This window comes from Aeromonas sp. FDAARGOS 1403 (genome assembly GCF_019047325.1).
GTDB lineage: Bacteria > Pseudomonadota > Gammaproteobacteria > Enterobacterales > Aeromonadaceae > Aeromonas > Aeromonas dhakensis.
In genome coordinates this window covers 2,641,024-2,654,613 of the sequence record NZ_CP077249.1, presented here as the reverse complement: position 1 = coordinate 2,654,613, position 13,590 = coordinate 2,641,024, and the positions used below count along the sequence as shown (strand labels likewise).

Below are 13,590 nucleotides of genomic sequence, written 5' to 3'. Positions count from 1 at the left end.
TTCCTCAGTTCAAGGCTTCAACTGGTTTAAACGTATTTTCCACCAGCGGCTTGGCATCCGCTTGCGGCACGTGGCACTGCAGGCAGAAGTAGCGGCGGGGGGATACTTCTCCCAACGTCATGCCGTCACGGGTCTCGAAGTGAGTCGGGCTGATCTTGGGGGCCTTCATGGCGCTGGCGTTCTTGAAGCTGTGACAGGCCAGGCACTTGTTGACCTTGTTGTCCACTTCATAGTTGCGGGTGTCGTGGGGGATCAGCGGGGGCTGATGCATGTACTGGCGATCGTAGAGATCACCATCCTTGCGAAAGTTCTTCATGGGGGCCGCATCGGCATCCGTCACCAGATCCGTGCTCCCCCGTTCCGACTTGATGCCCCCCGTGCTGTTGGTGATCTCGGGGACTGCCGCCATCAAGGAACCAGCCATCAGACAGGCCAGCATTGCTCCAATCAGCTTCTTCATTATTTGTTCTCCGACGTTTTCTCTGCCTTGACGGCAAAACCTACAGTGATTTCAAAAACTTGCTCCGCGCAGACATCGATGCAACGGCCGCAGTTGGTACACTCCTGAGCCGCAATCAAGGGCCCGTGACCACGCTTGGCACCGTGAACGGGGCCGCGCAGGATGGGACGTTCCGGGCAGACCGCATAACAATCCATGCAGTTGCTGCACCGCTCGCGCCCCTTGGCAGAAATCTTGATGAACCCGACCCGGTTGACCAGGGCATAGAAGGCCCCCACCGGACAGAGGTGACCGCACCAGCCCCGCTCCACCACGAAGAGGTCGAACAGGAACAACACCGCCAGCAAGGCCCAGCCCGCCCCCATGCCGAACAACAGGCCGCGCAGGGTGAGCGACACCGGATTGACCAGCTCCCACACCAGTACACCGGTGATGGCCGGCGCCACCAGCACCATGGCCAGCAGCCAGTAGCGGGTATTGCGGCTGAACTGGCCATTGCCCTTGAGACCGAGCCGGGCTCGCAGCCAGGCGGCGGCATCCGTGACCAGGTTGACCGGACAGACCCAGGAGCAGAACACCCGCCCCCCGACCAGCCAGTAACCCGCGAGCACCAGCCCTGCCCCCAGCCAGAGGGTGGGGATGGGCCAATGGCCCGCCGCCAACGATTGCAGCAGGGTCAGCGGATCCGTGAGCGGCACAGTCTCCAGCAACAGTGAGCTGGAAAGGTTGCCCTCGAGGATCCAGCTGCCCGCCAGCGGTCCCAGCAGGAACAGCCCCAGCACGCCAAACTGGCTGAGCCGGCGCAACAGCAGGAAGCGATGGGCGCGCCACCAGCCCAGCCTGGCCGTGGCTTCGACTCCCGGATAACGACTCATAGCCCCTCCGGTTTGCGGGTCGGCAGGGTGAGCCTGTCGCCGATGAGCGACTTGCCCGCCTTCGCCTTCTCTTCCCAGCCGAGCCGGTAGTGGTGGCCCAGCTCTCCCTTGGCGAGCTGGCGAGGCACCACCTTGATGGCAGCCTCTTCCAGCACGCAGGCATGCTCGCACTTGCCGCAGCCGGTGCAGACATCGCTGTGCACCGTGGGCAGGAACATGGCGTGCTTGCCGGTGCGCTGGTTGTGCTGCAGCTCCAGGGTGATCGCCTTGTCAATCAGCGGGCAGACCCGGTAGCAGACGTCGCAACGCAGCCCCAGGTAGTTGAGGCAGGTCTCGTGATCGATGAGCACCGCCACCCCCATCCGCGCCTGATCGATGTCGGTCATGGCCTGATCCAGCGCCCCGCTCGGGCAGGCCGCCACACAGGGGATGTCATCACACATCTCGCACGGCACGGCGCGCGCCTTGAAGTAGGGAGTGCCGGTGGTCACGGGTTCAAACAGCCGGGCGAGCTTGAGGGTGTCGTAGGGGCAGGCCTCGACGCAGAGTCCGCAGCGCACGCAGGCGCCGAGGAACTGTGCCTCGTCGAGGGCAGCCGGCGGGCGCAGCGCCTGGGCAGGCATGGCCTGCACCTGCTGACGCGCCATGCCGCCGAGCCCCACGCCAAGCAGGCCCACACCGCAGGCCCCCTTGGCCATGTCGGCCAGAAACTGGCGCCGACTACGACTCATCTCGCGCTCCCCGCCTTATGCCTTGACGACCTTGACGGCGCACTTCTTGTAATCCGTCTCTTTGGAGAGCGGATCGGTGGCGTCCAGGGTCAGCTTGTTGACCAGCTGGCTCGCATCGAAGAAGGGCATGAACACCAGTCCCTTGGGCGGACGGTTGCGACCGCGGGTCTCGACCCGGGTCTTCACCTCGCCACGGCGGGATGAGACGATCACCTCTTCACCACGGCGCACGCCGCGAGCCTTGGCATCTTCCGGGTGCATGAACAGTACCGCATCCGGGAAGGCGCGATAGAGCTCGGGGACCCGGCGGGTCATGGTGCCGGTGTGCCAGTGCTCCAGCACGCGACCGGTGGAGAGCCACATGTCGTACTCTTTGTCCGGTACCTCGGCGGCCGGCTCATAGGGCAGCGCGAAGATCACCGCCTTGCCGTCGGGCTTGCCGTAGAAACGCACCCCCTCGCCCGCTTTCACATAGGGGTCGAACCCTTCGCGATAACGCCACAGGGTCTCCTTGCCATCCACCACAGGCCAGCGCAGGCCACGGGCCTCGTGATACTGATCGAACGGCGCCAGATCGTGACCATGGCCGCGACCGAAGGTGGCGTACTCTTCGAACAGACCCTTCTGGACGTAGAAACCGAAGTGCTCTGCCTCGTCGTTCAGCGCCCCCTTGCTCTGCTCTTTCGGGAACTGGTTGACCTGACCGTTGGCATAGAGCACGTCGAACAGGGTCTTGCCCTTCACTTCCGGCATCTTGGCGATGAGCTCCGCCGGCCACACCTCTTCCACGGTGAAGCGCTTGGAGAACTCCATCAGCTGCCACAGGTCGGACTTGGCCCCTTCCGGTGCCTTCACCTGCTGGTGCCAGAACTGGGTGCGACGTTCGGCGTTGCCGTAAGCCCCCTCTTTCTCCACCCACATGGCGGTCGGCAGGATGAGGTCGGCCGCCTGGGCGGTCACGGTCGGATAAGGATCGGAGACCACGATGAAGTTGGCCGGGTTGCGATAACCGGGCAGCCCCTCTTCGTTCATGTTCGGGCCGGCCTGCATGTTGTTGTTGCACATCACCCAGTAGGCGTTGAGCTTGCCATCCTTGAGCATGCGGTTTTGCAGTACGGCATGGTAGCCCACCTGCTCCGGGATGGTGCCTTCCGGCAGCTTCCAGATCTTCTCGGCAATGGCGCGGTGCTTGGGCTCGGTCACCACCATGTCGGCCGGTAGACGGTGGGCGAAGGTACCCACTTCACGGGCAGTACCGCAGGCGGAGGGCTGACCGGTCAGGGAGAAGGGACCGGAACCCGGCTGGGAGATCTTGCCGGTCAGCAGGTGGATGTTGTAGCAGAGGTTGTTGGCCCAGACACCGCGGGTATGCTGGTTGAACCCCATGGTCCAGTAGGAGACCACCTTTTTGCTCGGATCGGCATAGAGCTGGGCCAGCTTCTCAAGCTTGTCCTTGGAGACGCCGGAGAGCTTGGAGACGGACTCCAGATCGTAATCCGCCACGAACTTGGCGAAGTCGTCGAAGCTCATCGGGGTGGAGTCGCCGTTATCCGGGTTCTTGGCCTTCTGCTGCAGCGGGTTGGTGGGACGCAGGCCGTAGCCGATGTCCGTGGTGCCCTTGCGGAACTGGGTGTGCTTGTTGACGAACTCCCAGTTCACCTTGTCGTTCTGGATGATGTAGTTGGCGATGTAGTTGAGGATCGCCAAATCGGTCTGCGGGGTGAACACCATGCCGTTGTCCGCCAGCTCGAAGCTGCGATGCTCGAAGGTGGAGAGCACGTGTACCTGCACGTCCTGGTGGGACAGGCGGCGATCGGAGATGCGCGACCAGAGAATGGGGTGCATCTCGGCCATGTTGGAGCCCCACAGCACGAAGGCGTCGGCCTGCTCGATGTCGTCGTAGCAGCCCATTGGTTCATCCATGCCGAAGGTACGCATGAAGCCCACTACCGCGGACGCCATGCAGTGACGGGCATTGGGATCCAGGTTGTTGGTACGCAGACCGGCCTTCATCAGCTTGGCGGCGGCATAGCCTTCCCACACGGTCCATTGGCCGGAGCCGAACATGCCGACGGCGGTCGGGCCCTTCTCTTTCAGGGTGGCCTTGAACTTCTCGGCCATGATGTCGAAGGCCTGATCCCAGCTGATGGGGGCGAAGTTGCCGTTCTTGTCGAACTTGCCGTTGGTCATGCGCAGCATAGGCTGGGTCAAGCGATCCTGGCCATACATGATCTTGGACAGGAAGTAACCCTTGATGCAGTTAAGACCGCGGTTGACCGGTGCATCGGGATCGCCCTGGGTCGCCACGACGCGCCCATCCTGGGAACCCACCAGCACGGAACAGCCGGTACCGCAGAAACGGCACGGCGCCTTGTCCCACTTGATGGCAGTCTTGTCGGTACTGGTGATCAGATTGGCCGCCAGCGTGGGGGCACTGACACCAGCCACGGCAGCGGCTGCCGCCACCGCGTTGGCCTTCATAAAGTCGCGTCGACTCAGCTTCATGGCATATCCTCACATTGCTTATCGCGTAAGTTGTCGAGTGTATCGAACTGGTTTTGGCTCAGGGCGGCGAACTAGAACCCTGGCTTCGTTTTTCTGTGCATCCATGGCGGCCATCATGATGAGTCACGCAGGCTCGACCTTATGGCGCTACTCCTTGCACTGGGCATCGAGCTCATCGAACTGGTGGTAAATCAGGGCGGCGGATAGCACGCCCGGCATCGCATTGATGGCGTCGATGGCCGTCATGATGGGCCGCTGGCTCGGGCCTTCCAGGGTCACCACCAGCTTGCCCTCATCACTGACGGCATGGATCTCGGCCCCCTCGAGGGTGGCAATCTGCTCTGCGAGCCGATGACGCAAGGAGGGCTGGGTCAGCACCACCAGGCTCGATACATGGAACTCTTGTTTCATTGTGGCTCCTGCTTCACACACATCCTGCTTCATCTGGACTCCTCGCAGGCGGGGGCTCCCACCCGGATGCTGCCGACCGGACAATCCTTCACACAGGCACCGCAACCGGTGCAGGCTGCAGCCTCGATACTGGGGGTCGGCACCCGGCCCAGCACGGGGGAGAAATGGATCGCCCGGGGCTCGCAGCTGTCCTGGCAGCGCTGGCAGAACACCTGACCCTGAGCCAGACAGCTGGCTTCAATATGGGCGATGTATTGCCAGGGCGCCTCCGTGGTCGGACGAAATATCGGCATTTTGCAAGCGGCGACACACTCCCCACAGAAGGTGCACTCACCGCGCAGAAAATCCACGGTCGGGAAACCGCCATCGCCCTTGACCAGGATCTGCTCCGGGCAGGCCGTGAGACAGTCACCGCAGCGGGTGCAGTCGGCGGCAAAATCGGACCAGGCGACGGACCAGGGCAGTTGCACCCGAGGTTCATTCGATGTCAGACGACCCCGAAACAGACTGCGACGCGACAGGTTGACCCCATCCGGCATAACGGCTCCTTGTTGCAGGTGATGGCGCACGAGTGAGTCCCATGACAGGTATTTTCAATACCTATTATAAGAGTGGGTGTATATTGCGGCCCTGACAAGTTCAGGGATATACCACCAGGGAGATAAACAGGGGGGATTCTTGCGCTGGATCAAACCCTTGGCGCAGGAAAGAACAACGGGGGCAAGACAAAATACCCCCATTTGAGGATTGCTTATTAATCGATGGCTATTTTTTCGAGCGAGGCCGCTCAGCCACCGATGGAGGCCAGATGCGGGGTCATGCCGGCATTGCCTTCGTGCAGCCTGTGGGTCGCCGCCTTGCCGGCAAGGGCGCTGCGGATCCGCTGCTGCAATTCATCCTGCTGGCCGTCATCCGTCAACAGATCACGCAGTTCCACCCCGTGGTCGCCGAACAGGCAGAGGTGCAGCTTGCCGAGGGAAGAGACCCGCAGCCGGTTGCAACCGGCACAGAAATCCTTGCTGTAGGGCATGATGAGCCCGACCCCGCCCATCGACTCCGGATGCATGAATACCTGGGCGGGGCCATCGTCGTCGCCACGCAGCTGCTGCAACCAACCGGCATCGAGCAGACGCTGTTTGATGAGCGCCCCGCTGGCGTGATGATCGCGAAACAGGGTATCCATCTCGCCGGTCTGCATCAGTTCGATGAAACGCAGCTCGATGGGCTGGTGCCGGATCCAGGCCAGGAAGGCATCCAGCTGATGGTCGTTGAGACCCTTGAGCAACACGGCGTTGATCTTGACCGACTTGAAGCCGGCGGCCAGCGCAGCTTCGATCCCCTCCATCACCTCAGCCAACTTGTTCTCGCCGGTGATCTGGTGGAACTGGCGCGGATCCAGGCTGTCGACGCTGACGTTGAGGGCAGTCAGACCCGCATCGAACCACTCTTTGGCACGCTCTTTCAAACGATACCCATTGGTGGTCATGGCCACCTTCTCGATGCCGGGGGTATTGGCCACCGTCTCTATGATGGCGGTGAAGTCCCGGCGCAGGGAGGGTTCCCCGCCGGTCAGACGCACCTTGCGAGTGCCCATGGCGGCAAAGCCACCGACGACGCGGCGGATCTCTTCGAGAGAGAGAAAGGGCTGGCGCCCCGCCTTGCCACCGGCCGGTGGCCGATAGCCATCCGGCAAACAGTAGGTACAGCGAAAATTGCACACGTCGGTGACCGACAGGCGCAAATAGTAAAAACGACGGGAAAAACCATCTTGCAGTGGCGACATAAACACCTTTCCAAATACGGGAGGCCAGGGCATTTCTTTCCTGACCCTTACAGCTCGAACATCGGCTGACGGCGGTTTCCCCCTATCATGAGGACTTAGGCAAAACCGCTCGGAGTTCATCTAGTTTTTCGATGCTAGCACAAGTTGGAGTACACTCCCATGCTACTTTGTGGGGTTATTGTCTGCAGTGAAGGAAGAGAGCCGGCATGGGAAAGTGGTTCAAAGTACATTCGGTCAGCAGCGCCATCGGGCGCTCCATGGTGCTCATCCTGTTCATGGCGAGCCTTATCGCCGTGGTGGCCATGGTGACCCTGTTCTATTCGGTGCCCGATGCCAAGGCGATCAACCTCTCCGGCTCCCTGCGGATGCAGGCCTACCGGATGGCCTACGAGATTGAGCAGGGCCAGCAGGTGCTGAGCCGGCTCGATCAGTTCGAGCAGACCCTGCACGCCGCCGAGCTGCAGGAGACCCAGCGCTGGATCACGCCAGCCTCCCTGCGTCGCACCTACGGCGAGGTGCTGCAGCAGTGGCAGGTGATGCGCGAGCACATCGAGAATGCCACCCCGCGGCGCTATACGGATAACACAGAGCAGTTTGTCGCCGCCATCGATGACTTCGTCAACCAGATGCAGTATCACGTGGAGTTCAAGGTGCGCATGCTGGCGCTGGCCGAAGGGCTGGGGCTGCTCTCCATCATCACCATCGCCTGGTTCACGGTGCGCTTTACCCGCCAGCAGGTGGTGGCCCCGCTCAACCAGCTGGTCTATTGCGCCCGCCAGATCCAGCGCCAGGAGTTCGATCTGACCCTGCCCCCCCGCTGCGAAAACGAACTGGGGGAGCTGTCAGGGGCCTTCGTCACCATGGCCGACGAGCTCGGCAAGCTCTACCGGGAGCTGGAGAGCAAGGTGGAAGAGAAGACCGCCAAGCTGCAGCAGGCCAACGACACCCTCTCCTTCCTCTACAGCACAGCCCAGAAGCTGCACGCGGCGCCGCTGAGCCGGCGCACCCTGCTCAAGCTGCTGGAGCGGGCGGCGGCCCACCAGCACATCGACTACATCCGGCTGACCCGTTTCGAGCACAACGCCATGCCGGACTACATCACCGGCCGCAAGGGTTGGCCCGGCGATCTGGAGGCGGTGGTCAGCTTCTATCTGCAGATGGACGAGCAGGAGTATGGCCGGCTCGACGTCATCAGCAGCCACCCCATCGACGAGCGGCTGATGAAGAACTTCTCCATGCTGCTGGCCCAGGTGCTGCACAAGGATCAGACCCTGCTGCAACACCAGCGCCTGCTGCTGATGGAAGAGCGGGCCGTCATCGCCCGCGAGCTGCACGACTCTCTGGCCCAGGCTCTTTCTTATCTCAAGATCCAGGCTACCCTGCTCAAGCGTTCGTTTGCCAAGGGGGATACCGCCAAGGCCGAAGCCGCCATGCAGCAGATCGACGAGGGGCTTGGCAGCGCCTACACCCAGCTGCGCGAGCTGCTCGGCACCTTCCGCCTCAGCATTGGTGACGCCAATCTCGGCGAAGCCATCAAGGTGATGCTGGAGCAGCTCAAGCCGCAGACCCAGGCCGAGATAAGGCTCCATTACGGTCTGGCCGATACCGACCTAGAGGCGGGTCAGCACATTCACATTTTGCAGCTGATCCGTGAGGCAGTCCTCAATGCCATCAAACATGCCAGCGCACAAGTGATTGATGTTAGCTGTGAGACCCTCGCCGATGGTAACATCCAGGTTCAGATTTCAGATGATGGTGTCGGAATAGGGATCGCAAGCTCGGCGGTCAACCACTACGGCCTGAGCATCATGAACGAGCGTGCCAACAAGCTGCATGGCCTGCTGACCATCAGCGAAAGGCCGCCCAGAGGCACCTGCGTACATCTGACCTTTCCCACCAGCCTAACAAGAGACGCCTGATGGACGAGATGAAATATAGTGTTCTGGTCGTGGATGACCATCCCCTCATGCGCAAAGGGATTGTGCAACTGCTGGCACTGGAAGAGAACATCGAGGTCGTCGGTGAAGCTTCCAATGGTACCGACGCCGTCGCCATGGCCAAGGAGTCCGAACCGGACCTGATCCTGCTCGACCTCAACATGAAAGGTCTCTCGGGCCTGGACACCCTCAAGGCGCTGCGCGCCGAGGAGGTGACCTCCCGGGTGGTGATCCTGACCGTCTCCGATGCCCGTCAGGATGTGGTGGCCTTGCTCAAGGCCGGCGCCGACGGCTACCTGCTCAAGGACACCGAACCCGATATGCTGCTGGCCCAGCTGGCAGACGTGATGACCGGCAAGCAGATCCTGAGCGAACCGCTGCGCCCCTACCTAGAGAACATCTACGAGCTGGATCACCTGCAGCAGAAGCTGGAGAGCTTAACGCGTCGCGAAATGCAAATCCTGCGTGAAATTGCAAAGGGCCTCTCCAACAAACAGGTCGCCTCCGTGCTCCATATTTCCGAAGGCACGGTCAAGGTTCACGTCAAAAGCCTGCTCAAGAAACTCGAGGCGCAAAGCCGCGTGGAAGCGGCTGTCATGTACCTGGAGCAGCGTAACTAAGCCCCCTTTTTACCCAGCCAAAGCCACCGTCCGGTGGCTTTTTTTATCCTCTGGCACAGTCGCTGCATTGTCCTGTTCAGTAACAACTGAATGGAGGATGGAACATGAAACTTCAACCTTTGGCACTGTTCCCCTTGCCTTCCCACATCCTGCCTGGTGGCAAGCTTCCTCTGCGTTTGTTTGAGCCGCGCCACCTGCAGATGCTCAAAGAGTCATTCATCAATGACCAGGGGTTTGGCATCGTGATGGAAGAGGCAACCACCTCGGGCAAGTCGGGTCGGATCCTGCCGGTCGGCACCCGGGTCAAAGTCACCGACTTTTACACCCTGAATGACGGCCTGCTCGGTGTCACCGTGCTCGGCATGGAACGATTCTGCATCCACGAGATGGAGACGGACGAGCTGGGTCTGCGCCGGGCCAAGGTCGAGGCCCTGCCCAACTGGCCGAGTACCCACTCAAATTTCAGCGACAAGCCGCTGGTCACCCGGTTGCAGGAAGTGTTCGAACAATATCCGGAGCTCGACGAGCTCTATCCGGACAAGCGGTTTGACGATGCAGCCTGGCTCTGCCAACGCTGGCTCGAGATCCTGCCGATGCCGATCTATGAGAAGCAGATGTTGATTGCCAAACAAAATAGCGAAGCGGCTCGTCAATTCTTGCGCCGACTGATCGCACAGTGAGTCAATTCGGGCTTTGCAAAATGCAAATATTCCGATAATGAAAATGTCAATTTCGCATTTTGCAAATTGCAGGACGCAATAAAAACCGATAATCGCGCTGCAAGCCCTGTAAAACCGGTTCTGAAAAGTTGGCACGACTTTTTCATATAGAATCGTACAACCCGATTTATCCCGTGCTCTCTTCAGTATTTGCTGAAGAATTGGTCAACCACCCAGGTTGACCATTTTTTTTAGCTGCGATCCGGTGATGCGGGATGAAAATGACGTTGCAGGCACTCTCGCAACCGCATCAGACTGATGGGTTTGGCCAGAAAATCATCCATGCCCTGTGCCAGGCAACGGGCTCTGTCTTCCGCCATGGCGTTGGCCGTCAGCGCCACTATGGGCATGCGGTAACCCAGCTCCCGCAAGCGGCGGGTCGCCTCCAGTCCATCCATCTGCGGCATCCGCATGTCCATCAGAATGAGATCCGGCTGTTGCTGCGCGACCTGCGCCAGCGCCTCCAGTCCGTTGGCGGCCACCCTGACCCGGCTCACCAGCTTTTGCAGCATGAGCGAGACCACCAGCTGATTGACCGGGCTGTCCTCCACCACCAGCACATCCAGAGCCTGGATGGGCTGCTGATCCGGCTCGGGCCGGCTGCTGCACTCGCATGGCAGCGCCATGCCCGGCAAATCGAACCAGAAACAGCTGCCCTCGCCGGGGGCACTGCGCAGATGGATGCTGCCCCCCATCAATTCCACCAACCGCTTGCTGATGGCCAGCCCCAGTCCGGTGCCGGAGAAGCGGCGGGTGGCCGAGCTGTCCACCTGGGAGAAGGGCTCAAACAGCAGGGCCTGATCCTCGGCCGAGATGCCGATCCCGGTGTCGGTCACCGTCACCCGCAACTGCTGATCATGCCACTCCAGCTGTAACAACACCCGACCCGTGCTGGTGAATTTCACCGCGTTGCCAAGCAGATTGCTGATCACCTGGGAGAGGCGCACCGGATCCCCTTGCAACTGGGCCGGCACAGCCTCATCGACCTGCCAGCGCAGATCGATGCCCTTGGCGACAGCCCGCGCCAGCAGTGGCTCGATGAGGGACTGGCAGAGCTGGGCCGGCTGCAGCGTCTCGCAGTGAAACTCCAGGGTGTGGGATTCAATCTTCGAAAAATCGAGTACGTCGTCGATGATGGTCTGCAGCAGGCGCGCCGCATGGGTGGCATGGCCAAGCAGCGTCTGCTGCTGGGGTTCGAGCTGGGCGTGTTGCAGCAGATCAAGCATGCCCAGCACCGCGTTCATGGGGGAGCGGATCTCATGGGTCATCATGGCCAGAAACTGCGACTTGGCACGGTTGGCCGCCTCCGCTTCGTCCCGCGCCCTGGCCAGCTCCTGCTCACGGCGGATCTGGTTGCCCACATCCCGCGCCGTGCCCCGATAGCCGATGAAAACACCGGCCCCGTCGAAACAGGGTTCGGCGTTGATCTCCATCCAGCGCGGCCCCCGTGCCAGGCTGACCTGTACCCGTACCGCCCGTACCGGCAGGTGCAGGCCGATGAGCCGGCGGTACTTGCCCCATTCGGGATCCCGCCTGTCATAGGCGTAGTCGTAGAGACTCTGGCCAGTCTGATGCACCAGCATCTCTTCCTGCTGGCCGGGGGCCGAGACGTAGCTCAGCCTGTGCTCGGTATCCGTCTCCCAGAACCAGTCGGAGGCCATGCCGGCAAAGCTGCGAAAACGCTGCTCACCCGCCTGCAACGCCAGGGTCTTGAGCTCAACCTGCTCCTGCAAGCGGGCCCGATAAGCGATGTTGACCAATGCCTGGGAGATGAGCGGCCGGCAGCGCTGCATGGCGGCCTTGCTCTTGAGATCGAAAGTACCCATCAGGGAGTGGCGGCAGATGAGCACGCCGGAGAAACCGGGGGCCCGCAGCCCCGTCATCATGACGCTGGCCCAACCCGTCACATCGGCCAGCGGCGCCAGCTCGGGCAACTGGGTCGGGTCATAGATGACCAGGGTCTCCCCCTCGATGGCCCGGGAGAAGATAGGTGTCAGCAGCCAGGGGCGGCCCACCTCCCCCTCCTGGGTGCTTAGGTGGGTCAGCGCCCCCTCGCCCTCCCAGGCCACCACATCCGCGTGTTCGAAGCCGATGAAGGGTTTCAGCACCTGGATGAGGCTGTCCAGCACCTGCTCCAGCGTCTGGGCATCGGCCAGGGTAGCCACCCCGCACAGCAGGGTTTGCGACTCCTGCCGGTATTTGGCCTCGCGCTCCCGACAGCGCACCAGCTCCACCAGAGTGGTCTGCAGCTTGTCGCCAAGGGCTTCCAGTTCCGTATTACCAATCATCTTGTTTCCAGCGCAGTGTCAGCTGTCGAGAAAGATCACGCTCGATATCATCAGGTTGCCGTGTGCCAGCTCACCGTGTGGCAGACGTCCCTGCTCACCGAAGGTGAACGGGGTGATGAAGGGGATGTCCCCCAGCCGGGTATGAAATTGATCGACAAATTGGCATAAGCTATCACCAAGAGCCAAGCGGCAACCAGCACAAAAGATCACGAGGGCACCAAACGGCTGCATCTCGGTGGCCATGCCGTACTCGGGCTCGATACGAGTCGCATTCAGACAGCGCTGCAACAGGCCCTCCTGGCTGCTGTACATCAGCAGCAACCGCTCCCCGACCTGAGTATCGGTAAAGAGGCGCAATCCGCCACCTTCTGTCACGGCTTCGGGGTGGGAGAGCTTGTAATAGGGCATGTCATCCAGGGTGCCAACCTGCCTGGCCAGCGGAGACAAGGTGGTTTCCCGCAGGATGGGCCCCACCGGCCAGGGCGTCGTGCGTCCAGTCCAGCGGGCATAGACGGTGGCGGCCGGTTCATCGTCGATGGTGAGGATCTCACGTCCTGCCAACGCCGTGATGATGCCGCGCTGTTCGGTGGGGACATAGCCAGAGTGGAACTGGAACGCCAGCTGGCAATCGGGATAGAGCACCGCCAGCACCACCCCCTCGCGAGTACTGCCCTCGTCCCAGCACAACTGCCACTCCCCGCTCACGCTGTTGTCGGCGGCGGAGCCGCCGACCACCGGCACCGTTGTACCCAGCTCGGCTTCGATGCTCTCCAGCATCGCCTCCTCCTGGCCCGGGCTTGCATGCAACAAGATGAGCTGCGGTAACTCGCCGGGGCGACCCCCGTCAGCAATGGCGTTGCGCAGCAGCTGGCGCACATCGACGGCAGCCCCCGCCTGACCCGCCACACCGTAGGCGCCCTTGTCATCGTAGATGGCCGCAACCGCCACCCCCCGCCCCTGGCGGGCATGATGGCCGGTCTGGGTCATGACCCCGCCGCAGGAGCTGCAACCGATAAGCCGGGACGACGGGAACTGCTGTTTGAAATGATGACGCAGTTCCTCGGCATCATGAGCCTGAGTAAAATAGACCAACAACAGTGAAGGGGAATCGGGTGATTGAGCGAGCAGCCGCTCACTGATCTGTCGGGCAGCCAGCAGGGAGGTCTCTTCAAGAGAGTGAGCCGTCAGAAAGTTCAACACCATCTCCTAGTTGTGCATGATGCTGGGGGTAAGCAAAAATCATACCTTAATCAAACAATTA

Annotated in this window: 12 protein-coding genes and 1 riboswitch; of the genes, 3 read left to right on the top strand and 9 right to left on the bottom strand. The window is 61.4% G+C overall.

What is annotated here, in order from left to right; genetic code table 11:
• Positions 1–4: 4 nt before the first annotated feature.
• The 7 genes from I6L33_RS12605 to moaA form a co-directional block, all read right to left on the bottom strand.
• Positions 5–460 (bottom strand): nitrate reductase cytochrome c-type subunit, encoded by a 456-nt coding sequence (locus I6L33_RS12605; RefSeq protein ID WP_005299342.1) that lies wholly within the window; start codon positions 458–460, stop codon positions 5–7.
• Positions 460–1,335 carry a quinol dehydrogenase ferredoxin subunit NapH gene (gene napH / locus I6L33_RS12600; protein ID WP_216972626.1) on the bottom strand — a complete coding sequence of 292 codons (876 nt, stop codon included), beginning with the start codon at positions 1,333–1,335 and terminating at the stop codon, positions 460–462. The genes I6L33_RS12605 and napH overlap by 1 nt, the downstream gene beginning before the upstream one ends.
• A complete protein-coding gene (gene napG / locus I6L33_RS12595; protein WP_216972625.1) occupies positions 1,332–2,066 on the bottom strand; it encodes a ferredoxin-type protein NapG in 735 nt (244 codons plus the stop codon). Before napG ends, napH begins: the two co-directional genes overlap by 4 nt.
• Before the next feature lie 15 nt (positions 2,067–2,081).
• Positions 2,082–4,571, bottom strand: coding sequence for a nitrate reductase catalytic subunit NapA (gene napA, locus I6L33_RS12590; protein WP_216972624.1), 2,490 nt, complete (start codon positions 4,569–4,571; stop codon positions 2,082–2,084).
• A 147-nt stretch (positions 4,572–4,718) separates the two neighbouring features.
• Positions 4,719–4,982 carry a chaperone NapD gene (locus I6L33_RS12585; RefSeq protein ID WP_017779249.1) on the bottom strand — a complete coding sequence of 88 codons (264 nt, stop codon included), beginning with the start codon at positions 4,980–4,982 and terminating at the stop codon, positions 4,719–4,721.
• Positions 4,983–5,011: 29 nt separating this feature from the next.
• Positions 5,012–5,521, bottom strand: a complete 510-nt coding sequence (gene napF, locus I6L33_RS12580; protein WP_216972623.1) for a ferredoxin-type protein NapF — start codon at positions 5,519–5,521, stop codon at positions 5,012–5,014.
• Positions 5,522–5,769: 248 nt separating this feature from the next.
• Positions 5,770–6,765, bottom strand: a complete 996-nt coding sequence (gene moaA, locus I6L33_RS12575; protein ID WP_041203111.1) for a GTP 3',8-cyclase MoaA — start codon at positions 6,763–6,765, stop codon at positions 5,770–5,772.
• Positions 6,753–6,892: riboswitch (molybdenum cofactor riboswitch) on the bottom strand. It overlaps the preceding gene by 13 nt.
• 79 nt (positions 6,893–6,971) lie before the next feature.
• Here moaA and narQ point away from each other — a divergent pair.
• From narQ to I6L33_RS12560, 3 genes are all read left to right on the top strand, one after another.
• Entirely contained in the window at positions 6,972–8,684 is a 1,713-nt protein-coding gene (gene narQ, locus I6L33_RS12570; RefSeq protein ID WP_005299320.1) for a nitrate/nitrite two-component system sensor histidine kinase NarQ, read from the top strand.
• Complete coding sequence (gene narL, locus I6L33_RS12565) at positions 8,684–9,322, top strand: two-component system response regulator NarL (protein WP_005299317.1); 639 nt, start codon at positions 8,684–8,686, stop codon at positions 9,320–9,322. The genes narQ and narL overlap by 1 nt, the downstream gene beginning before the upstream one ends.
• A 104-nt stretch (positions 9,323–9,426) precedes the next feature.
• The gene (locus tag I6L33_RS12560; RefSeq protein ID WP_005299312.1) at positions 9,427–10,002 is read left to right on the top strand and encodes an LON peptidase substrate-binding domain-containing protein; all 576 of its coding nucleotides are present in this window, start codon (positions 9,427–9,429) and stop codon (positions 10,000–10,002) included.
• A 230-nt stretch (positions 10,003–10,232) separates the two neighbouring features.
• On the opposite strand, the gene I6L33_RS12555 is transcribed toward I6L33_RS12560, so the two are convergent.
• Both I6L33_RS12555 and I6L33_RS12550 read right to left on the bottom strand, forming a co-directional pair.
• Complete coding sequence (locus I6L33_RS12555; protein ID WP_216972622.1) at positions 10,233–12,329, bottom strand: ATP-binding protein; 2,097 nt, start codon at positions 12,327–12,329, stop codon at positions 10,233–10,235.
• 18 nt (positions 12,330–12,347) lie between these two features.
• Positions 12,348–13,532 (bottom strand): FIST signal transduction protein, encoded by a 1,185-nt coding sequence (locus tag I6L33_RS12550; protein WP_216972621.1) that lies wholly within the window; start codon positions 13,530–13,532, stop codon positions 12,348–12,350.
• Between the last annotated feature and the right edge of the window lie 58 nt (positions 13,533–13,590).

What these genes read in the sequence shown, in the direction of transcription:
- I6L33_RS12605 (WP_005299342.1), bottom strand. Translation starts at nt 460, where the DNA reads ATGAAGAAGCTGATTGGAGCAATGCTGGCCTGTCTGATGGCTGGTTCC.
- napH (WP_216972626.1), bottom strand. Translation starts at nt 1,335, where the DNA reads ATGAGTCGTTATCCGGGAGTCGAAGCCACGGCCAGGCTGGGCTGGTGG.
- napG (WP_216972625.1), bottom strand. Translation starts at nt 2,066, where the DNA reads ATGAGTCGTAGTCGGCGCCAGTTTCTGGCCGACATGGCCAAGGGGGCC.
- napA (WP_216972624.1), bottom strand. Translation starts at nt 4,571, where the DNA reads ATGAAGCTGAGTCGACGCGACTTTATGAAGGCCAACGCGGTGGCGGCA.
- I6L33_RS12585 (WP_017779249.1), bottom strand. Translation starts at nt 4,982, where the DNA reads ATGAAACAAGAGTTCCATGTATCGAGCCTGGTGGTGCTGACCCAGCCC.
- napF (WP_216972623.1), bottom strand. Translation starts at nt 5,521, where the DNA reads ATGCCGGATGGGGTCAACCTGTCGCGTCGCAGTCTGTTTCGGGGTCGT.
- moaA (WP_041203111.1), bottom strand. Translation starts at nt 6,765, where the DNA reads ATGTCGCCACTGCAAGATGGTTTTTCCCGTCGTTTTTACTATTTGCGC.
- narQ (WP_005299320.1), top strand. Translation starts at nt 6,972, where the DNA reads ATGGGAAAGTGGTTCAAAGTACATTCGGTCAGCAGCGCCATCGGGCGC.
- narL (WP_005299317.1), top strand. Translation starts at nt 8,684, where the DNA reads ATGGACGAGATGAAATATAGTGTTCTGGTCGTGGATGACCATCCCCTC.
- I6L33_RS12560 (WP_005299312.1), top strand. Translation starts at nt 9,427, where the DNA reads ATGAAACTTCAACCTTTGGCACTGTTCCCCTTGCCTTCCCACATCCTG.
- I6L33_RS12555 (WP_216972622.1), bottom strand. Translation starts at nt 12,329, where the DNA reads ATGATTGGTAATACGGAACTGGAAGCCCTTGGCGACAAGCTGCAGACC.
- I6L33_RS12550 (WP_216972621.1), bottom strand. Translation starts at nt 13,532, where the DNA reads ATGGTGTTGAACTTTCTGACGGCTCACTCTCTTGAAGAGACCTCCCTG.